At 52.7% G+C, this 17,999-nt stretch carries 22 protein-coding genes and 1 pseudogene; 15 read left to right on the top strand and 8 right to left on the bottom strand.

Features of this window, described 5'->3' with window-relative positions:
• The 3 genes and pseudogenes from AQR02_RS35270 to AQR02_RS00325 all read right to left on the bottom strand — a co-directional run.
• Window positions 1-253 (bottom strand): annotated as a pseudogene (locus AQR02_RS35270) (spore germination protein); the annotation flags it as partial.
• A gap of 5 nt (window positions 254-258) precedes the next feature.
• Window positions 259-597, bottom strand: a complete 339-nt coding sequence (locus AQR02_RS35275; protein WP_342447433.1) for a hypothetical protein — start codon at window positions 595-597, stop codon at window positions 259-261.
• A gap of 162 nt (window positions 598-759) precedes the next feature.
• Window positions 760-1,335 (bottom strand): hypothetical protein, encoded by a 576-nt coding sequence (locus AQR02_RS00325; protein WP_054938892.1) that lies wholly within the window; start codon window positions 1,333-1,335, stop codon window positions 760-762.
• Between the two features lie 316 nt (window positions 1,336-1,651).
• On the opposite strand from AQR02_RS00325, the gene AQR02_RS00330 reads away from it, so the two are divergent.
• Together AQR02_RS00330 and AQR02_RS00335 are read left to right on the top strand one after the other, a co-directional pair.
• Window positions 1,652-2,209 (top strand): SLOG family protein, encoded by a 558-nt coding sequence (locus tag AQR02_RS00330; RefSeq protein WP_054938893.1) that lies wholly within the window; start codon window positions 1,652-1,654, stop codon window positions 2,207-2,209.
• A 40-nt stretch (window positions 2,210-2,249) separates the two neighbouring features.
• Window positions 2,250-2,570, top strand: a complete 321-nt coding sequence (locus AQR02_RS00335; protein ID WP_054938894.1) for a YciI family protein — start codon at window positions 2,250-2,252, stop codon at window positions 2,568-2,570.
• 13 nt (window positions 2,571-2,583) lie between these two features.
• Here AQR02_RS00335 and AQR02_RS00340 read toward each other — a convergent pair whose 3' ends face one another.
• Complete coding sequence (locus AQR02_RS00340) at window positions 2,584-4,041, bottom strand: amidase family protein (protein ID WP_054938895.1); 1,458 nt, start codon at window positions 4,039-4,041, stop codon at window positions 2,584-2,586.
• Window positions 4,042-4,198: 157 nt separating this feature from the next.
• Between AQR02_RS00340 and AQR02_RS00345 the strand changes: the two genes are divergently transcribed.
• Both AQR02_RS00345 and AQR02_RS00350 read left to right on the top strand, forming a co-directional pair.
• Window positions 4,199-5,059 carry a DUF6612 family protein gene (locus tag AQR02_RS00345; RefSeq protein ID WP_054938896.1) on the top strand — a complete coding sequence of 287 codons (861 nt, stop codon included), beginning with the start codon at window positions 4,199-4,201 and terminating at the stop codon, window positions 5,057-5,059.
• A 17-nt stretch (window positions 5,060-5,076) separates the two neighbouring features.
• Window positions 5,077-5,415, top strand: a complete 339-nt coding sequence (locus AQR02_RS00350; protein ID WP_054938897.1) for a hypothetical protein — start codon at window positions 5,077-5,079, stop codon at window positions 5,413-5,415.
• Window positions 5,416-5,487: 72 nt separating this feature from the next.
• On the opposite strand, the gene AQR02_RS00355 is transcribed toward AQR02_RS00350, so the two are convergent.
• From AQR02_RS00355 to AQR02_RS00365, 3 genes are all read right to left on the bottom strand, one after another.
• Window positions 5,488-5,985 carry a hypothetical protein gene (locus tag AQR02_RS00355; RefSeq protein ID WP_054938898.1) on the bottom strand — a complete coding sequence of 166 codons (498 nt, stop codon included), beginning with the start codon at window positions 5,983-5,985 and terminating at the stop codon, window positions 5,488-5,490.
• A gap of 106 nt (window positions 5,986-6,091) precedes the next feature.
• Window positions 6,092-7,501: a sensor histidine kinase gene (locus tag AQR02_RS00360; RefSeq protein ID WP_054938899.1), complete on the bottom strand. Its 1,410-nt coding sequence runs from the start codon at window positions 7,499-7,501 to the stop codon at window positions 6,092-6,094.
• The gene (locus tag AQR02_RS00365) at window positions 7,489-8,169 is read right to left on the bottom strand and encodes a response regulator transcription factor (RefSeq protein WP_054938900.1); all 681 of its coding nucleotides are present in this window, start codon (window positions 8,167-8,169) and stop codon (window positions 7,489-7,491) included. Before AQR02_RS00365 ends, AQR02_RS00360 begins: the two co-directional genes overlap by 13 nt.
• A gap of 138 nt (window positions 8,170-8,307) precedes the next feature.
• Here AQR02_RS00365 and AQR02_RS00370 point away from each other — a divergent pair, with 138 nt between their 5' ends.
• Complete coding sequence (locus AQR02_RS00370; RefSeq protein WP_054938901.1) at window positions 8,308-9,021, top strand: YceI family protein; 714 nt, start codon at window positions 8,308-8,310, stop codon at window positions 9,019-9,021.
• A 209-nt stretch (window positions 9,022-9,230) separates the two neighbouring features.
• Window positions 9,231-9,737 carry a hypothetical protein gene (locus AQR02_RS00375; RefSeq protein WP_054938902.1) on the top strand — a complete coding sequence of 169 codons (507 nt, stop codon included), beginning with the start codon at window positions 9,231-9,233 and terminating at the stop codon, window positions 9,735-9,737.
• Between the two features lie 34 nt (window positions 9,738-9,771).
• On the opposite strand, the gene AQR02_RS00380 is transcribed toward AQR02_RS00375, so the two are convergent.
• Complete coding sequence (locus AQR02_RS00380) at window positions 9,772-11,943, bottom strand: peptidoglycan D,D-transpeptidase FtsI family protein (protein ID WP_082451516.1); 2,172 nt, start codon at window positions 11,941-11,943, stop codon at window positions 9,772-9,774.
• Between the two features lie 113 nt (window positions 11,944-12,056).
• Between AQR02_RS00380 and mutT the strand changes: the two genes are divergently transcribed.
• From mutT to AQR02_RS00425, 9 genes are all read left to right on the top strand, one after another.
• Window positions 12,057-12,449, top strand: a complete 393-nt coding sequence (mutT, locus tag AQR02_RS00385; RefSeq protein WP_054938904.1) for an 8-oxo-dGTP diphosphatase MutT — start codon at window positions 12,057-12,059, stop codon at window positions 12,447-12,449.
• Window positions 12,450-12,488: 39 nt separating this feature from the next.
• The gene (locus AQR02_RS00390) at window positions 12,489-12,833 is read left to right on the top strand and encodes a nucleoside triphosphate pyrophosphohydrolase (RefSeq protein WP_054938905.1); all 345 of its coding nucleotides are present in this window, start codon (window positions 12,489-12,491) and stop codon (window positions 12,831-12,833) included.
• Window positions 12,820-13,170 (top strand): DUF1648 domain-containing protein, encoded by a 351-nt coding sequence (locus AQR02_RS00395; RefSeq protein WP_054938906.1) that lies wholly within the window; start codon window positions 12,820-12,822, stop codon window positions 13,168-13,170. Before AQR02_RS00390 ends, AQR02_RS00395 begins: the two co-directional genes overlap by 14 nt.
• 80 nt (window positions 13,171-13,250) lie before the next feature.
• The gene (locus tag AQR02_RS00400; RefSeq protein WP_082451520.1) at window positions 13,251-14,252 is read left to right on the top strand and encodes a Gfo/Idh/MocA family protein; all 1,002 of its coding nucleotides are present in this window, start codon (window positions 13,251-13,253) and stop codon (window positions 14,250-14,252) included.
• Between the two features lie 86 nt (window positions 14,253-14,338).
• On the top strand, window positions 14,339-15,277 hold the full coding sequence (locus tag AQR02_RS00405) for an ADP-ribosylglycohydrolase family protein (protein WP_054938907.1): 939 nt from the start codon (window positions 14,339-14,341) through the stop codon (window positions 15,275-15,277).
• Between the two features lie 27 nt (window positions 15,278-15,304).
• Window positions 15,305-15,589, top strand: coding sequence for an alpha/beta-type small acid-soluble spore protein (locus tag AQR02_RS00410; protein ID WP_054941932.1), 285 nt, complete (start codon window positions 15,305-15,307; stop codon window positions 15,587-15,589).
• A 218-nt stretch (window positions 15,590-15,807) separates the two neighbouring features.
• Window positions 15,808-16,839 carry a DUF4097 family beta strand repeat-containing protein gene (locus tag AQR02_RS00415; RefSeq protein ID WP_054938908.1) on the top strand — a complete coding sequence of 344 codons (1,032 nt, stop codon included), beginning with the start codon at window positions 15,808-15,810 and terminating at the stop codon, window positions 16,837-16,839.
• Between the two features lie 23 nt (window positions 16,840-16,862).
• Window positions 16,863-17,537, top strand: coding sequence for a response regulator transcription factor (locus AQR02_RS00420; protein ID WP_054938909.1), 675 nt, complete (start codon window positions 16,863-16,865; stop codon window positions 17,535-17,537).
• Window positions 17,538-17,548: 11 nt separating this feature from the next.
• Window positions 17,549-17,999: hypothetical protein (locus tag AQR02_RS00425; RefSeq protein ID WP_054938910.1), on the top strand; the 451-nt coding region annotated here is incomplete at its 3' end.

Below are 17,999 nucleotides of genomic sequence, written 5' to 3' on the forward strand. Positions count from 1 at the left end.
ATACAGGCTCGTCCAGTGAACGGCTGTCTGCTTCGGGGGGCTGGATCAGCAGCCCTTGCGGCAGCCCCTCAATCAGCAGTCCGGCATATCCGTACAGGACCGATTGATTGAAGTCCGCCAGATCGCTGGCCTCGCTCAGCTGGCTGAACGGCAGCCGTTGTCCTGCCAGCCCGGAAGCAGAGAAGGTATCCGCTGTGGCCTCGAACATCAGAAACTGCATCATCTGCAGATTCAGAATTCTGTCATTCTGCATGCCGTCTACATAAATAAGTACCGCCTGTTTCTGCAGCCTGTTATAGTAAATTCCTTGAAATGAAGATCAGAGTTCCTTCCGATAGCCGACTTAATAGACTGAAGGTCTGCGGCATAATTCCCGCTGAAGCCTTGCCGGGCTTGTGGAGGAGAGGACACCTTAGCGTCAGATTGCCCTTTGCGCTTCTTCGCGCTGCTGCCCGGCGACTCCACCGCTCTGCCGCTGCCTACCAGGGAATACAGTGCTTTATAGAGACGGCTTACAGCTAGAGGGAAGAGCAGTGCAATTCCCGCCTGAAAGAAGACATCCCAGCCGGGGATGTGGGAAATAACAGAAGATAGCAATGAAATCAACCCCAACTTTCTGTATCAATTGCTGTGTACATGAAGTTTTCCAAAGTCTGCTTTCGTTTAGTCATTTCTGTAAAAATAATTGTCCACAAAAAAGCGGACGTGCCTCTATTCAGGGACACATCCGCAAGTATTGGAATATTCAATTATGGTTATTTACTTCCCGCCCCGGCCGCCCCCTCCGAAGCCACCTGCTCCTAGCGTAATCTGCTCTGCATTTGTGGTATCTGTCTTCAGCGTGTACTGGATGATATCCTCAGCCTTGAGGTCAGCCAGGCTGATGACCGTTTCCTTCTGCTCACCGTTATCGAAGGTAACAGATACAAACTGGGTATCGCTGTCGACTGTAATATCCGTGGTCTCCCCGGAGAAATTCTGCATCATGCCTCCGCCCTGCATCCCGCCTTGGCGTCCGCCGCCTTCCGGCGCAGTACCGCCCTCAGAAGGTTGTCCTCCTTCTCCGCCCTCCGGCGGATTAGCCTTGCCTTCACGTCCGGCAGGCATCTCGGCTGTATAGATCGTAATGGTGCTGCCGCTGATGCTCTTGATTTTACCGATATTCATGCCGGCTCTGTTCATACCTCTGTCCCCGGTTCCTGGGGAGGCGGCTGGTTGTGCAGCTTGGCTGTCTGCAGCTGATGGGGATGCTGTATCTGTAGTTGAACTGCAGCCTGCCAGCAGGATAGCTGCGATCAGGCCGCTGGCCATCATATAGCGTACATTCCTTTTCATTTCAATGCTCCTCCTTGATGAACTACACAACTTTCTGCGGACAATATATCAGGTCGTCCTGAATATCAGCTTAAAGTTTGGTAAATATTTCTGAAAAGATTGACGGTAGCAATTGAGATATAATGGTTATATAAGTTGAACTTTAGATTTACCTAACGGGCATCGTGCGCAGTCTACGGGGAATGTTTGGACTTCCGGCCGCTATCGCTCCTACAGTTCCAAACTTCTCTTCCGCCACTTTTCCCAAATGTATATATCAAGTCAATTTATATAGTGGAGTGGGCACAGGAAGAACCTTCTAAGAAAGAGGCAGAACATGACAACCCTACTGGTAACAGGCTACCGTGCGCATGAGCTCGGGATTTTTGACAATAAACATCAGGGCATCCCCTATATCAAAAAAGCGCTCGCCGCAAGGCTGATTCCCCTCATTGAGGACGGAGTGGATTGGGTCATTACTCCCGGTCAATATGGTGTGGACCTTTGGGCCTGCGAGGTGGTACTGGAGCTGAAGCGTAAATATCCGCTGCTGAAGCTGGGGATCATTACCGCCCATGCCAACCCGGAGGAGAAGTGGAAAGAGGACAAGCAGAACGAATACCGGGGGATTGTGGCCGGAGCGGATTATTATGGAGCGGTAAGCAATGCCCCTTATGACGGCAGCTGGCAGTTCCGGGCCAGGGATGATCTGCTGTTCCGCAAAAGCGATGCCATTCTGCTGTTCTATGATGAGGATGCCGCTGAAGGAAGTGCTAAGTATTTTAAGGAGCGGGCACTGAAGCTGCATGCGGAGGGTGACTATGGCCTCTATCTGATGTTTGCGGAGGAAATCCAGAATATTGCCGACGAGGAAAACCAGCGTGATTATGAGTGAAAAAGGTAAGGTGGAGAGATGGACAAGGGAGAGGGCGCTAATGAATTCTGTTAGTCTGGAAGAGGATATTTGTTATGTCATTCTGTTAAGCCCCACGCAGCAGGACCGCAGAGATATGGAGATCATCCGCGGACATGTGCAGCATCTGCAGGAGCTGGAACGCAGCGGCCAGCTGGTGCTGTGCGGGCCGTTTAACGATGCTCCCGGCGGGATGGTAATTATCCGGGCAGAGTCCCGGGCAGAGGCAGAGGCGGTTGCGGAGCGTGATCCGTATGTTCTCTCAGGCATCCGCAGCTACGAGCTCCGCACCTGGAGCCTGTCACATGCAGGCAACAGACACATGGGCATAGCCGCGGATTGACGAGAGCCGCTGCTTAAATAAAGCTCTGCAGCGAAGGTGCTTTGCGGACCTTGTAATTCTGCTCATAGGCATAGGCCAGCTTGATCAGCAGCGGCTCTTGATAGGCCTGGGCCGAGAAAGTCACCCCGAACGGGGCGCCGGCCGAGGTGTAGCCGGAAGGCACGACGATGGAGGGATACCCTGATCTGGAGGTGATCCATGCGCCAAAGTCGGCCGGGAACAGCAGGGCGTCCAGCTGGTGCTCCTTCATGGTGGCGTCGATGCCCTGCTCCTTGCAGAGCTTCAGATCCGTGGCGCGGTCACGCAAATACTGCGGCTCTGTCAGAGTGCCTGAAGAGGTATATTCGGCATCGATCAGTGTAGCTTGACCATAGCGCAGCGTCTCTACCGGATGGGCATGGTTGAAGTCAATGATATCCTTCAGAGTCCGCATTGGCGCACCCGGGCCTAGCCGGGCCAGATAAGCGTTAATGGAGGTTTTGAACTCGTGCAGCACCACGGAGGAATACTTAATCTCGCGTGCGGTGCGAATATCTGCGGGGTCGATGATCGTTGCGCCAAGCTCACGCATTCTGTCCACGGAAGCGTTGAACAGTGCCAGCTGTTCATCGGTTAATTCTTCGAAATAGTAGTCCCGGGGAATGCCGATCCTCGCACCCTGCAGACCGTTCAGATCAAGGAATTCCGTATAATCCTCATGCAGCCTTCCCACGTTAGTGCCCATCGCCGCATCACTATTGTCCCGGCCGAGCATGGCATTCAGCAGAAGTACTGCGTCACGGACCGTTCTCCCCATAGGTCCGGCAGTATCCTGTGTGTTCGACAGCGGAAGAATGCCGGAGCGGCTGAGCATGCCAACAGTCGGCTTAATTCCCACAATTGAACCAAGATTACCGGGATTGAGGATGGAGCCGGAGGTTTCGGTTCCCACCGATACTGTGCAGAAATTACAGGCGACGGCTACTGCGGAGCCGGCGCTGGAGCCGCCAGTCGGTGTGGAGATATTGTAAGGGTTCAGCACCTGTCCTCCGCGTGAGCTGTAGCCTGACGGCATGCCATTTGTCATGAAGTTGGCGAATTCCGTCATATTCGCTTTGCCCATGATGATGGCTCCGGCCTCACGCAGCTTCGTAACGATAAAGGCATCTTCCCCGGCAAAAGAATCCGCCAAAGCCAGCGATCCCGCACTGGTATGCATTTTATCCCCTGTATTGATATTGTCCTTGAGCAAGACCGGAATGCCATGCATCGGGCCTCTTGGACCCTGCAGCGCACGTTCCACATCCAAAGATTCCGCAATGAACAGCGCATCCGGATTGATCTCCAGCACGGAGTTAATCGTCAGGCCGTTTTTGTCATGATCGGCAATGCGCTCATAATACATGAGAACCAGTTCCTTGGAAGTGATCTCTCCGGCTGCCAGTGCGGCCTGAATATCCGGAATTGTAGCCTCTACGATTTCAAAACTCATGCGGGTTCACGCTTCTTTCTCTCTCTGGTTTGGCCTTCTCCTTCATCTAACCATAGTTTACCGCGTCTTGATAGAGTTCATTTTGGATTTTTTTGATAGTTGGCATTCCATATCTGGTGTATAATCCCATACAAAGCGCATACGGGAGGATTATATTTTGAATAGATGGGGAAAAGGTTTGCTGGCTGCGCTAATTGCGTTTAGCCTGGCGGGATGTGCGGAAGTTGGAACAGCGGAGGAGCAGGCGGCTGTAGCGGAAATGACGTCAAAGGAAACTGCGGCCCAAAACGGCGTAAACCCGGAAGCCGGACTTCCCGCCGCGGGAGAGCTGATTGACAGAATAGCTGAAGCGGGCCGCGGGCTGAACAGTTATGTGCAGGAGTCACAGTCTTGGATTTCAACCGGAGTATCACCGGACGATGAATCTGCTACCTTCACCTCGGAGACAACAACAACAACAGAGTATATTCTAAACCCGCTGCAGATGTATCAGAAGGGCTCCACGATCGTAGCGGATATGGGCCCGGTGATTGCAGAGTCGTATTTGACGGATAGCGGTTTCTACATGTATTACGACAGCTATTGGCGGAAAATGCCTGTTGGGCTGCTGGAGGATATAAAAATGGCCACGCAGGTGCAGTCCGACCCTGTACGGCGTATGGAGCAGCTGAAGACGATTCTACCTTATGTGACCGTGTCGGAAGAAGAGGGGGAGTATGTGCTGAGTGCCCGGCTGTCCGGTGATCAGACCAAGGATCTGGAGAGATTTTATAAGTTTCAGTACAGCAGCGAAAAATTGGCTATTGAGCAGCTTTCGCTGGTCAAGCGTCTGAGTATTGAATACCGAGTGAACAAGCAGACCTATTGGCCTACCGGGACGGATGATGAGATGGTAACTGAAGATTTGTTGAACGGGCAGGGCACATACAGGGAAGTGAAGCTAAAGACCTCCATCGGGCAGTATAACACCGTTAAAGAAATTGTAATCCCCCAGGATGCGCTGAAGGTGGAGGAGTAAGTGAGGAGGCCGGGCGTGTGGCGGAAATGAACGGTAAAAATCCCGTTGAATCGGTGGAACCTGGGCGTGTATGGGAAATGAACGGTAAAAATCCCGTTGAATCGGTGGAACCTGTGCGTGTGACGGAAATGAACGGTAAAAATCCCGTTGAATCGGTGGAACCTGTGCGTGTGGCGGAAATGAACGGTAAAAATCCCGTTGAATCGGTGGAACCTGGGCGTGTATGGGAAATGAACGGTAAAAATCCCGTTGAATCGGTGGAACCTGTGCGTGTGTGGGAAATGAACGGTAAAAATTCCGTTGAATCAGCGGAATCCGGACGTGATGCGGAAATGAACAGCGGCAGGAAAAAATAGTAACACAAAAAACCTGTACTCCGCAGCATCCGCTGTATTGTGCAGGTTTTTTTGTGTGCATTATTGGCAAAGTCAGTCCTGCGCGGGACGGAAGCCTTCTTCAGCCAGATACTCGTGGGCTTCCTCAAGGGTTTCGAAGGCCATTTCCAGCTGGAGTCCGGCATAGAGATACCACAAGTCTTCTTCGAATCTAAGGCTAAGGCCGTTGCCGTCCTCATTCATCCAAAGGGTCTCGGCCGAGTCTGCCGCCGGTTTCTTCTTGCGCTTACTTGGCGCAGGCGCTTCCGGAATGTACATGGTCAAAGAGGCAATGGATGCCTCAATCAGCTCCCGCAGTCGGGCTTCGGAATAATCGCGGATATTTACAAGACCCTTGTTATCCGTTTCATAGCCCCGCAGCAGCCCTGCGTATACAAAGCCGTTGCCGTTAGGATGCAGATGGGAAGCAACGGTTTTTTTGTCATGCCGGCTGCCTTCGTAATGATAGTTCACCCGGCCAAGCGAGACATTCCTCCGCTCAAGCTCTGGATAGGAATCAAATATCGCCAATTTCTGTTCAAAAGTAAGCATATACATCCTCCGGTTCACGGTTCTTCTAAAGTTATTGTCAGATCGGTGCATGTGATTATACCACGTTGAAGGCATGCGGGACTATAGCTGCCGCCTCGTCACTGTATTAAGCATGGAGCGGCAGCATCAGCTCGAAGGTGGAGCCTTGGGCGGGACTGCTCTCCAGCACCAGGCTTCCGCCCATCGCTTCGGCCAGCAGACGGCTGAAGGTCAGGCCCAGCCCCAGGCCGCGAAGCGTGCTCTGCTTGTCGCTGCTGCGGAAGAATGCTTCGAAGATTCTGCCGCTGATGTCCGAAGGGATGCCCGGCCCGTTATCAGTGACGGTAATTTCAGCATACCCCTGCGGAATTACAGATAGGCTGATGGTCAGCTGGAGATTTTGTCCAGGCAGTGTAGCCTGTACGCTGTTGTTCAGCAGATTCACGATGATTTGCTGGATGCGCAGGGGATCTCCCCGCACATAGAGCGGCTTCTCCGGCAGCTGAAGCACTGGTTCATTGACCGATTCACACTGCGTAAGCTTCCACTGGTAGACGATCTCCGCCAGCAGCGGAGCGGCATCCAGCCGGTCATGCCGGACGGCCACGATGCCGGCGGTCAGGGCGTTGTAATCCAGCAGATCGGCCACCATGCGCTGCAGCCGGCCCGCTTCCTGCAGGGCGATGTCGAGGAATTCTTCGGCTTCATCGCCTTCAACGACACCCTCGCGGACGGCATGAACCAGTCCTTTGATCGAGGTGACCGGCGTTTTGAGCTCATGGGAAACCCCGGCCAGCATAACCGCCCGGGACTGCTCGAACTGCTGCAGCTTGCCCGACATCTCCTGAAAGGAGAGCAGCAGCTCGTGGATTTCCCGCTCTTTGGCCCCTGTGTCCAGAATGATATTATACTCCCCGCTGCTAATCTGTGCTGCTGCGGCAGCTACCCGCTGAATCGGCTTTGCCAGCTTGCTCGACAAGAGGTAGATGGTCAGCCAGCTCAGAATGATCAGGAACAGAATCAGAATGGAGAAGAACGTAATCTCCTCCTGGGGAATATGGCGCAGCGAACGTTTGGACTGGAGCACAATTACCTGCCCCAGGGTTTCGCCGCCATGCTGAATCTGGGCCACCGCAGCCTTGAATTCCGGACTGCGCGAGCCGGACAGCGTGTCATTAAGCTTGTGGTTCATCTCCTCCTGGGTCAAGGACGGCTCGGAGAAGAGCAGCTTGCCCTCCGGGTCTGTAATAATAACGCACATTTCCAGCGTTAATTTGAAGAAGCGTTTGCGGTCTTCCACCAGCTTAGCCAAGGTTGGGCTGATCTGCATGGTTCCATCGCTGCTGACACTGCGGTCGGCAATCTCCTGGGCGAGCAGGGCGGTGGTCTGCATCCGGTTATTCATCGCCTCCTGCTGAATCCACCAGAAGGTCACCAGTGCGGTGAGCAGTAGCCCGATACTGATAATAATAAGATAGCGGAGCGTCCAGTAGGAGAGGATGGAGGTACGTCTCGGCGGCTGCTTCATACGGTCCATAACTGGTACCCTGTCCCGCGCAGCGTGCGGATCTCCCCTTCCTCAGCCGGCCAGTGCGAGAGCGCCTGACGCAGTCTCTTAATCGACAGGTCGACCGCCCGATCGCTGCCCTCATAGTCCATCTCCCACACCTGCTCGATCAGCTGGTCTCTCGTGCAGATCTGATTCGGGCGTTCGGCCAGGAACAGCAGGACCGACATATCGCGCGGGCTCAGACTGACTTCGGCGTTATTCAGGAAGACGCTGCGGGCGCTGAAATCGACAAACAGGCTGCCGAAATGGCGTTTGCCGCTGCCGTCGGACCACTGGGAAGGACGGCGCAGCACAGCGTTCACCCGGGCGACGACCTCTTCGGGGATGAATGGCTTGGACATATAGTCGTCGGCACCGCCGTCAAGTCCGGCCAGCCTGTCTTTAATGCCGTCCCGGGCGGTGAGCATGATGACGGGGCAGCTGCTGATTTTGCGGATCTGGCCAAGCAGTTCAAAGCCGTCCATGTTCGGCAGCATAATGTCGAGCAATATAAGAGAAGGAGGCGATGCCTCGAAAACTTCAAGTGCGGCTATGCCGTCGGCGGCATGGGTAACCTGGAAGCCGGCTTTTTTCAGATAGGCACCCAGCACGCGGGCAATCGCTGCCTCATCTTCAACGATCAGAATGGATTTCATGGGAAACAAGCCTCCTTTAGCGGACATTTTACCACAGAACACCGGACGGTGCTTTGACTTATTCCCGACATATTGCTTTGTTAGAATGGGAGCTAGCCGGACAAGGCAGAGAAAAATTTTTGGATGGAGGGAATAAGGATGAAGAAGAAAACATGGGTGTGGGCAGCCACAGGCGTCGTAGTCGTGGGGGCAATCACAGCATTTACGTTACTGAACAACAGCCTCGGGAATAACGTGGAAATCGAGTCCGTCATTCCTGCACAGGAACAGGGAACGAATAACTCGGGAACGGCAGCAGCAAATGCGGCGGCAACAGGCGCTGCAGTTACAGCAGAACAATTAAACGGTGCCTGGAGTATTGCCGACACTTCGAAAGTATACTGGTCGGTTACGACCTCCAAAGAAACGGTCAACTTCGTAAATGCCTCCGTTCAAGGGACATGGAATGTCAATCTGGATGACACAGCCTCCATGACAGGCGAAGGTTCGATTGAGATGAGTGCGCTGGATTCCGGAGAAGGACAACGGGACGAGCACGTAAAAAGCGCGGATTACCTGAGTGTAGAAGAGTTCCCGCAGTCGACGTTTGCGGTAAGCTCCTTCTCTGAGCTGCCGGCAGAATGGACGGAGGGTACTGCGGTGCCGGTTCAGATGACAGGTACGCTTACCGTAAAAGGAATTGAGAAAGAGGTTACCTTCGATTCGCAGGCGGTGTACAGCGGTGGACAGCTGATGCTGTCGGGGATGACAACCGTGACCTTTGCAGACTTTGGCATGAAGAACCCGCACTCGATCGTGCTGGATACTGAGAATGAGCTTGAAGTGCGTCTGGAGCTTGTGCTAAGCAAGTAATATAGTGAGCAGGCCAAGTATCATATAAAGAGCATCTACCCACCACAAATTCGCTATTATCAGCAAAACAAGCCCATTCCGTCTATGGAATGGGCTTGTTTTTGTCCGGATAAGTTTGTGCTTCATTGATTGCGTTTTTGCTAAATTTTCCAATATACTATAAATATATAATTTAGGCGTACGAGAAGCCGCAGGAAAGGTTGGGGTAAATGACTATTGAATCCATTTTTATCATGCTCTTGAACATCGCCTACTGTGTAATTATTCCCTGGTTTCTCTACTACGCATACAAGGACTACAAGCTGAAAAAGACAGGTAAAGATCAAATATACGTATATAGTGCGTCAAAGTATATACCGTATAAATGGCTGCTTGCGGTTACAATCCTGTATGTAACTGCAGTGACCCTTCTCCTGGGCTTGTTAATATTCGGTGTCAGTGATCTGATCAAAGGACACTGGTTCGCCTATGTGTATGCGCTCGTTATCGTTGTTGCCTTCAATCATGACAGAGTGTCTATGCTCATCGGTAACAGAGGTATCACTGCAGACAATACACTAATCCCCCTGGAACAGGTCAGCCGTTATGAATTTAAGGAGCTCAATACCGTTACTAACCGGTGGACACTGGAAATACATACTGGTAATAAAATGTTGCGCGGAATCATTCTCTCAGAATCAAGGCCAGCGCTTGAAAGCTTACTGAGCAACAAGTGAATAAGTTCTAAGGCAACAAAGTAAAAAGTTTGTCTTATTCCGTTGTCGCCCCATCTCCGGCAGTCTGCTTATCGTCATCCTTCACAGGCGGATTATTTTTCTTCGGTGTTCCGTCCAGCCCGTATTCCCAATCGTATGCGTCAAAAATTTTACGGGCGACGGGCGCGGCGCTATTGGAACCAAATCCCCCTTCGGGAATGATTACGGCAACAGCCAGCTTGGGCTTGTCGCGCGGGGCGAAGGCGATAAACACGCCGTTGTCGGCCAGGTAGCTGGTCTTCACTCCATTTACCTTAATTCTATATTGCTGCTGGGAAGTACCGGTTTTACGTGCAAAGTCATAAGGGAAATCCTCGAATGCACTCACAGAGGTGTTCATACCCTTGATGACCTCACGCCAGTAAGCTTTGTCGAACTTCACTTCGTTCAATACTTCTCTGCCGAAGGTCTTGACGGTATTTCCGGACTGATCTGTGATTTTGCTGACTAGCTGCGGCTTGATCCGGACCCCCTGGTTCGCCAGAGTGGAGGCATACTGGGCCAGCTGCAGCGCCGTGTATTTACCCTGTTGTCCGAAGGAAGCGAAAACGAGTGCTGACTGTGCTCCGCCGCCCCCTTCTTCTGTATTTGCTTCTTGAAAATAATTGATCAGACCTTTGTGCTCTCTCGGTAGTCCGCTGCCCGGCTGCTCACCAAGCCCGAACTCCCTCATGTATTTGTCCCAGACCTTGACTCCCTCAGAGCCGTACTTCTCATAGAGTTTCTTACCGACCATATCGATCATGAAGACGTTTGAGGATTTCTCGATGGCCATGGCTGGTGATTTGAAGTATCCGTAGGCATGGCCGCCTGCGTTGCGGACGGTAGTTTCATAACCGGCTCTGCCGAAGGTTGTACTGCCCTTGTCGGGATAGGTTGTACGTGTTGTAATGAACCCTTCGTTCAGGCCGATCAATACGGTCAGCGGTTTGATTACTGAGCCTAGGAAGACAGCCGATTCAAAGTTGTGGCCGGACCTTCCGGAGGAAAACGGTGTAACGGCGCCGTTCTGATAATTTAGCTGCAGTTCATCCCAAACTTCTGTTGGCAGTGTGCCTGAAGTCCATATATTGGTGTCATAATCCTCCATGCTGGCTATCGCTACAATATTGCCGGTATCGACTTCCATGGCAACGGCGTAGCCGGTCTTGGCATCAGGGTGAACCTTACCCTGCACAGGATTACTGTGTACCCATTTAATCTGATCCAGGATCGCCTGTTCCGTCTTCAGCTGAATGTTCTTATCGATGGTGGTCCACACATCATTGCCTTTGACAGGAGGTACTATGGCTTCAATACCCTCGGCCATATTCTTGGCATTAACACCTACGGTCAGGTAGCCGTTGCGCCCGCGCAGCTCCCGCTGATACTGCAGCTCAAGGCCGTCGAAACCGACGAATTCATCATCCCTGTAGGCCAGACCGGGGTCGGCGTCCTGTCTCATGGCAGCCTGAATGTTCAGATAGATATCAAGGCTCTCTTTGGATTTCTTGAAAGGCTTGATATATCCGACTGTCTGTACAGCTACTGTGTCCGGATCATAGTGACGCTCATCCTCCTCGCTGACTGTGAGATTCGGATACTTGTCCTTGTGCTCCATGAAGTAGGCAATTTCCTCTTTAACCAGACCGCGTTTGATCGGCCGCAGCATGAAGCCCGAATAGACTTTGGAGTCGAGGTCCATGGCTTTCAGCACGGCATCCTTCGTAATCACTTCATCTTCCGGCACCTTGGCCCCGTATTTGGCGAAATCGGCAGCGAGGTCGGCGGCAAGCTGATTAGCTTTGGCGGTAGCTTCGGGCGACCGTGAGGTTAATTTGGTTTTTTTGTCCGTTACGGTTTCCGTATAATCACTGGTCAAGGAGAAATAAAGCGTTTGCACCGAGGTGGAATAAGCCAGCTTTTCTCCGCCCTTCGCCAAAATACTCCCGCGTATCGAAGCGAGCGGCACGTTTTTGGTATCCCGGCTCGTTTCGACCTCGGTGAGCGTGGGGCCTTCAACAAACTGTACAATGGCAAGTCGGACAATAATAATGCAGAATATAATAAAAGTGCCGAAGAAAAATATATTGATGCGCAGACTAAGCGACGGGTTCGCGCTCTGCTCCTCATTCCTGGCATCCGGTCTGAAAAAAGATTTCACGTTTAGCCTCCCCAGTAAACACATATACTCTATGAAGCTAGTGATCAGTTAATTAGTATGCAATTCATATTTTACCATATAAAACCACAATATGGCATCTCCCGTAAATGTTGATTGCCGGTCCGGAGGAGCAAAAAATGAGGATTGAAGTAGCGGCGGCGATTATCCATAATAAAGAAGGACAGGTGCTGATCGCCCGGCGGAAACCAGGGAAAGCGCAGGCAGGGCTGTGGGAATTCCCCGGCGGCAAGCTGGAGGCCGGTGAAGATGCCGTGCAGTGTCTGTGCAGAGAGCTGATGGAAGAAATGAAGATCGCCATCCGGCCTTATGAAGCATTCGGAAGCCATGAGCATGATTATGGCAGCGTACAGATTACGCTGATAGCCTGGAAGGCGGAGTATCTGGGCGGAGAGATTGCGATGAGTGACCATGATGCCTGCAGATGGGTGAAACGGGACGAGCTGGCGGAATACGACTTTGCCCCGGCGGATATTCCTTTTGTGGAGCGCCTGAGGAAGGAGCTTTGCTGAAGGATAGCTGATTATAGAATGAAAGGCGGCTGATTAATTTTGACCGAGTATTTCAAGCTTGTAAGAGATGGTATTCCGGCGCTGATTACATCGCAGGGCAAGACCTGTGCCACCAGAATACTGGATACTGAGGAATACATAGAGGCGCTGCGTGCGAAGCTGCGCGAGGAAGCAGAGGAGTACTTCCGGGAAGAACAGGACGATCATGCGCTCGAGGAGCTGGCAGATATGCTTGAGGTCATCCGGGCATTAGCCGTGATCCATGGCGGAGACAGTGAGATGCTGGAGGCGATCCGTGCGGAGAAGGCAGAGCGCCGCGGCGGATTCAAGGACCGTATTCTGCTGCTTCAGACAGAAGGGGCTGCAGCTGATGTTCAAAAATAAAATAACGTTCACCCTAAGCAGTATCGCTGCCATCATTCCTGTATTGCTATATATGTATCTCTACCGGGAGATGCCTGATTTTGTACCTATTCATTACAATGGTGAGGTGGCGGACCGGTTTGTGGACAAAGGGAGCTACGAGGTCTTTTTAGTGAGCTTATTCGGCTGGTTCAGCTTCGGGTTCATCCGGCTGCTTCAACTGCTGCTGCGAAGGCTGTTCCTCCGCAGCTATATTGAGAATCTCGCGCTGAATCACCAGATCTGGAACGCCGCTACGCTTCTGGTGACGGTCGGATTTTCTGTAATAAGCGTGTGTGCGCTGCTGGCTATGGTCTAAGCTTAGCGGTGATTCTTTTACACAAGAAGCACAGAATGATAGAATCAAATAGACTGAAACTATTGCAGGAGGAGACTTTAATGTCAATGGATAACGCTTACAAGGTGAAATGGGGAATTCTCAGCACCGGCTGGATTGCTCACAAGTTCGCAACGGATCTGGCCCACGCCAGTAACGGTATTGCTTATGCTGTCGGATCACGCACCCAGGAAAGCGCGGATGAATTCGCCAAGAATCACGGTATTCCCGTCGCCTATGCTACTTACGAAGAACTGGTGAACGACCCGGAGGTGGATGCCATCTATATCGGGACCCCGCATCCGTTCCATAAAGAGAATGCACTGCTGGCCCTGCGCGCCGGCAAGGCTGTGCTGTGTGAGAAGCCGTTCACGGTGAACAGCGGGGAGCTGGAGGAAATCGTGGCCTACGCCCGCGAGCATAAGCTGTTCCTGATGGAGGCCATGTGGAGCCGCTATATCCCGGCTAACGTCAAAGTCAGAGAGTGGATTGCCGCAGGGAAGATTGGGGACGTCCGCCTGGTTCAAGCAGACCTCGGCTTCCGCGCAGACTGGAATCCGGAAGGCCGTCTGCTGAATCCGGCGCTGGGCGGCGGAGCGCTGCTGGATGTCGGTATCTATCCGATTTCCTTCGCTTCCATGGTTTTAGGGCCTCATCCTGAGTCCGTATCCAGTACGGTACATATCGGTGAGACCGGAGTGGATGAGCATTTCTCGCTGATGTTGTCCTATGGCGGGGGAAAAAGCGCTATGCTTAACGGGGGAATCCGCCTCAAGCTGCTGGAGGAGGCTCATGTATTCGGAACCGAGGGCCATATTATTGTGAAAGGCACACTGGTGAATCCGCGGGCGGCCGAGCTGTATATCGGCGGTGAACTTGCGGAGACTTTTGAGGATGATCGGACTTCTGTCGGCTATTCGTTTGAGGCGGAGGAAGTGGGCCGCTGTCTGCAGGCCGGTCTGACGGAAAGTCCGGTCATGACGCTGGATGAATCCGTAGCGATTCTGAAGCTGCTGGATCAGGTCCGGGCACAGTGGGGACTTAAGTATCCTGGCGAACAATAATTAAATTAAATGCTTCTGAAAAAAACGGCGGTCCCCAGAGAATATTGTTCATTCTGGGGACCACCGGTGCATAAGGAGGATGCAGGATGATATTGAATGCCGACCGTTATCAGGGGTGTCTGCATGGGCTGGCGGTAGGGGATGCGCTCGGAACCACGGCCGAATTCAAGGCCCCAGGCACCTTTGCGCCGCTGGAGGATATCATAGGTGGCGGCGTCTTCGGTTTGCAGCCGGGACAGTGGACTGATGATACATCCATGGCGCTCTGCCTGGCGGAGAGCCTGCTCACGAAGCAGGACTTTGACGCTGCTGACCAGATGCAGCGTTATTTGAAATGGTTCCGTGAGGGGCATCTGAGCAGCACCGGGGAATGCTTTGACATCGGCAATGCTACACGGGCAGCATTGCTTCATTATGAAGCGAGCGGAGAGGCTTACAGCGGTTCGGCCGATCCGTTCGCTGCGGGGAATGGCTCGATTATGCGGCTGGCTCCTGTCGTCATGTATTACGCTGCTCATCCGGCGGAGGCCATCCGATATGCGGCCAGCAGCTCCAGAACGACACATGCCGCAGCAGAATGTGTCAGCGCCTGTCGCCTGCTGGCCGCTTATATTCTAGCCGGTCTGCACGGGTGGAGCAAACAGGAGATGCTGGCCCCGGAGGCCTTCGGCGGCTGGCTGCAGGAGGATCAGCTGACACCGCATATTCTGGGCATTATGAATGGCTCTTACAAGCTTAAGGAACCGCCTGAAATTCAAGGCTCCGGGTACGTGGTGGAATCGCTGGAAGCGGCGCTGTGGGCGTTCCACAACTCTGCCAGCTTTGCCGAAGGTGCGCTGCTCGCTGTCAATCTGGGCAATGACGCCGATACGACCGGGGCGGTCTACGGCCAGATTGCCGGAGCCTTTTACGGATTAAGCGGCATCCCGGAGCACTGGATCTCTATACTTGCGATGCGCGGGCGGATTGCCGACTATGCGGGAAGACTGTTTGCGGATGAATTAAGGGACCTTGGGGAAAAGTAGATGAAATACCCTAAGGGAGTGATCTGGATGGCAAGAAGAAACCGGAAATACGCAGTACCGGGAGCAGCACAGGGAATGCAGACCTTCAAAGCGGATGTGATGAGACGCGAAGGGTATACCGTTGATCCAAACCACCCGGACGATGTGAAATATGAAGTCGCCAAGGAGCTGGGCATTCCCCTTCAGCCGGGTAATAATGGCGGTCTGACTACGGAATCTGCCGGCCATATCGGCGGTAAAATCGGAGGCTCCATGGTCCGCGAAATGATCCGGCTTGCCCAAGAGCAGCTCGCGGAGAAGGGGCAGTCTTAGGAGTTGGGCCGTTTAAATTTGAAGACCATCCTGCTTAGGGTGGTCTTTTTGTCGTCGTCCTTGTATCTTAATTAACAGCCATCCAATATCTGGATGAGATAAGTTGATATATAGGATCAGGCGCTCTCATCAAACTCTAATCTGTCTGCAAAGTCTTTCTCATGAATTATGGGTTACCATTAGGTCAACCAATTACAAGACATGGGGAGGAACAGGAAATGAAAGGTTCGATGAAGTGTGTGCTGACGGGCTGTATGGCAGGAATATTGCTGTTTGCTGGCTGGGAAAAAGAAGGATTCGTCGCTGCCCGGCAGCTGTCCGAGGCGGATTTTGAAGCGGTACCGGTTCTACAGGCAAAGGCTGCACAAGCATCTGTACTTTCTGCTGACGGATCAGGATTTTCTGTTGATAAAGGCACGGCCAGTATCGAGCTGGGGGCGGACACCAAAACAGTGTCCATCACTGGAGAGAACGGTTCGATTGAACTTAAGCAAGGCAGCGGCAAGCAGATTGAGGTACATACAACAGTGTTTGTTAATGGGGTCTCCAGGCTGGAAGCTCAGAGTATAGCGGATAAGTCCGGAATTATAGTGAACCGGGGAAAAGTTCTTGAGATCAAAACCTACAGCGGGAAGAGTGGAACAAGCAGCAATCCTCCAAGCATTCATGTGACGGTTAATCTGCCGCAAGGGGTTAAGGCGGATTTACAGGCAGAGCTGAACAACGGAAATATAGTGTTATCCAATGTTAATTCCACAGGCATGATCAGATTATCTTCGCAGAACGGTCGAATTACGGCAAAGGGAAGCGGCAGCGACCTCAGCATTCAGACGGATAATGGCATGGTTGATGTATCCGATGTTAAGAAAAGTGTGGAAGCTGCCGTGATCAACGGAAATATCCGGGCTGAGCGGATTGCGGGGGCACTGGATATGGAGACGACCAGCGGCAATCTTTCAGCGGAGGATGCTTATTCATCCATCGAAGCGGTTAGTGTGGCGGGGAACATTCATATCGCCAGCGGAAAGGTAGGGGGCAATTGGAATGTGTCGAACACGGCAGGCAATGTATATCTGGCCTGGCCCGGGCAGGCGGACGTGCAGGTAGATGCCAGCACCAGCTTCGGTAGGCCGGATACGGACTTTCCACTGACGGTTAAGGGCGGCCGGATCAGCGGAACACTCGGTGCCGGAACCTTCCGCATCAAGGCCTCCTCCCTGGCCGGATTATCTTTGATGAACAATAACTGAAGCATAACGGGGTGGAGTAGAGGTTGAAAGAACGTGTCCTGATTATCGAGGATGAAGTTGCCATGGTTCGCCTGCTGGAGCTTGAGCTTTCGTATGAGGGCTATGAGATTACGGTTGCCAGTGACGGGCTGGCCGGTGCGGACAAGGCATTGAATGGGAGCTTTGATTTCATCCTTCTTGATTTGAATTTACCCGGGATTAACGGAATTGAAGTGTGCAAAAGAATACGAACGGTAAAGCAGACACCCATCATTATGATTACGGCCAGGGATACCGTCAGTGACCGGGTCCGCGGCCTGGATACCGGAGCAGATGATTATGTGCCTAAGCCGTTTGCTATCGAAGAGCTGCTTGCCCGCATGCGCTCTCTGCAGCGGCGGCTGCACAGCAAGGAACCGGGGGATCTGCTGGTAGCCGGAGATTTAACGCTAAGTACAACCGCGCACCGTGTAACCCGGGCGGGTCAGGACATCGACTTGTCACAGCGCGAGTTCGAGCTCCTCCGCTGTCTGCTCGCCAATAAGAACCGGTTGATGCACCGGGAGGCGCTGCTTAATCTGGTTTGGGGGTATTCCTACGAGGGTGAAACTAACGTGGTCGATGTCTATATCCGCTATCTGCGCATGAAGGTGGATGAAGGACATGAACCTAAGCTGATTTATACCGTCCGCGGCAGCGGCTATATTTTAAGGGATTGAAGGTGAAGGCAATGAAGGCTTGGACATTCTCCCGCAAGGTCAGCGCATCCATTGCCCTGGCTTCCCTGATAGTGGCGGCTGTACTCGGCGCTTTTGTGTATATCACCTTCAGCCAATGGACGGAGAGACAGGAGACCGAGCTGCTGGCGGAGAAGCTTAAACAATTCGAGCTTCAGATTGGAGAAGTATCGTTCCTGCCCTCCCTGTTGAAACCCGGACTTGGCAAGGGCAGTGGCGTAGCAGCGGTGCTGAAGCCGGATTTGTCTTCTTTTGCAAGTGATCTGGATCAAGGGCAGACTCTGCAAATACTCGATACCAAAGGGCGGGTACTTGCGGAGGAGGGTACTAAGGTGGATTCAGTCACAGCTGTCCACTATAAGGCGGACAGTGAATTGAAGCTGCCGGCATATGGTGCTGTAACACTGCGTCTGACGGACAGCGGGTTTTCCAAGGCGGCCACAG

This window comes from Paenibacillus ihuae (assembly GCF_001368795.1).
GTDB classification, from domain to species: Bacteria; Bacillota; Bacilli; order Paenibacillales; family Paenibacillaceae; genus Paenibacillus_AQ; species Paenibacillus_AQ ihuae.

Excerpts from the sequence above, each read along its gene's own strand:
- AQR02_RS00325 (WP_054938892.1), bottom strand. The coding sequence starts at position 1,335 with ATGAAAAGGAATGTACGCTATATGATGGCCAGCGGCCTGATCGCAGCT.
- AQR02_RS00330 (WP_054938893.1), top strand. The coding sequence starts at position 1,652 with ATGACAACCCTACTGGTAACAGGCTACCGTGCGCATGAGCTCGGGATT.
- AQR02_RS00335 (WP_054938894.1), top strand. The coding sequence starts at position 2,250 with ATGAATTCTGTTAGTCTGGAAGAGGATATTTGTTATGTCATTCTGTTA.
- AQR02_RS00340 (WP_054938895.1), bottom strand. The coding sequence starts at position 4,041 with ATGAGTTTTGAAATCGTAGAGGCTACAATTCCGGATATTCAGGCCGCA.
- AQR02_RS00355 (WP_054938898.1), bottom strand. The coding sequence starts at position 5,985 with ATGCTTACTTTTGAACAGAAATTGGCGATATTTGATTCCTATCCAGAG.
- AQR02_RS00360 (WP_054938899.1), bottom strand. The coding sequence starts at position 7,501 with ATGGACCGTATGAAGCAGCCGCCGAGACGTACCTCCATCCTCTCCTAC.
- AQR02_RS00365 (WP_054938900.1), bottom strand. The coding sequence starts at position 8,169 with ATGAAATCCATTCTGATCGTTGAAGATGAGGCAGCGATTGCCCGCGTG.
- AQR02_RS00370 (WP_054938901.1), top strand. The coding sequence starts at position 8,308 with ATGAAGAAGAAAACATGGGTGTGGGCAGCCACAGGCGTCGTAGTCGTG.
- AQR02_RS00375 (WP_054938902.1), top strand. The coding sequence starts at position 9,231 with ATGACTATTGAATCCATTTTTATCATGCTCTTGAACATCGCCTACTGT.
- AQR02_RS00380 (WP_082451516.1), bottom strand. The coding sequence starts at position 11,943 with ATGTGTTTACTGGGGAGGCTAAACGTGAAATCTTTTTTCAGACCGGAT.
- mutT (WP_054938904.1), top strand. The coding sequence starts at position 12,057 with ATGAGGATTGAAGTAGCGGCGGCGATTATCCATAATAAAGAAGGACAG.
- AQR02_RS00395 (WP_054938906.1), top strand. The coding sequence starts at position 12,820 with ATGTTCAAAAATAAAATAACGTTCACCCTAAGCAGTATCGCTGCCATC.
- AQR02_RS00400 (WP_082451520.1), top strand. The coding sequence starts at position 13,251 with ATGTCAATGGATAACGCTTACAAGGTGAAATGGGGAATTCTCAGCACC.
- AQR02_RS00405 (WP_054938907.1), top strand. The coding sequence starts at position 14,339 with ATGATATTGAATGCCGACCGTTATCAGGGGTGTCTGCATGGGCTGGCG.
- AQR02_RS00410 (WP_054941932.1), top strand. The coding sequence starts at position 15,305 with ATGGCAAGAAGAAACCGGAAATACGCAGTACCGGGAGCAGCACAGGGA.
- AQR02_RS00415 (WP_054938908.1), top strand. The coding sequence starts at position 15,808 with ATGAAAGGTTCGATGAAGTGTGTGCTGACGGGCTGTATGGCAGGAATA.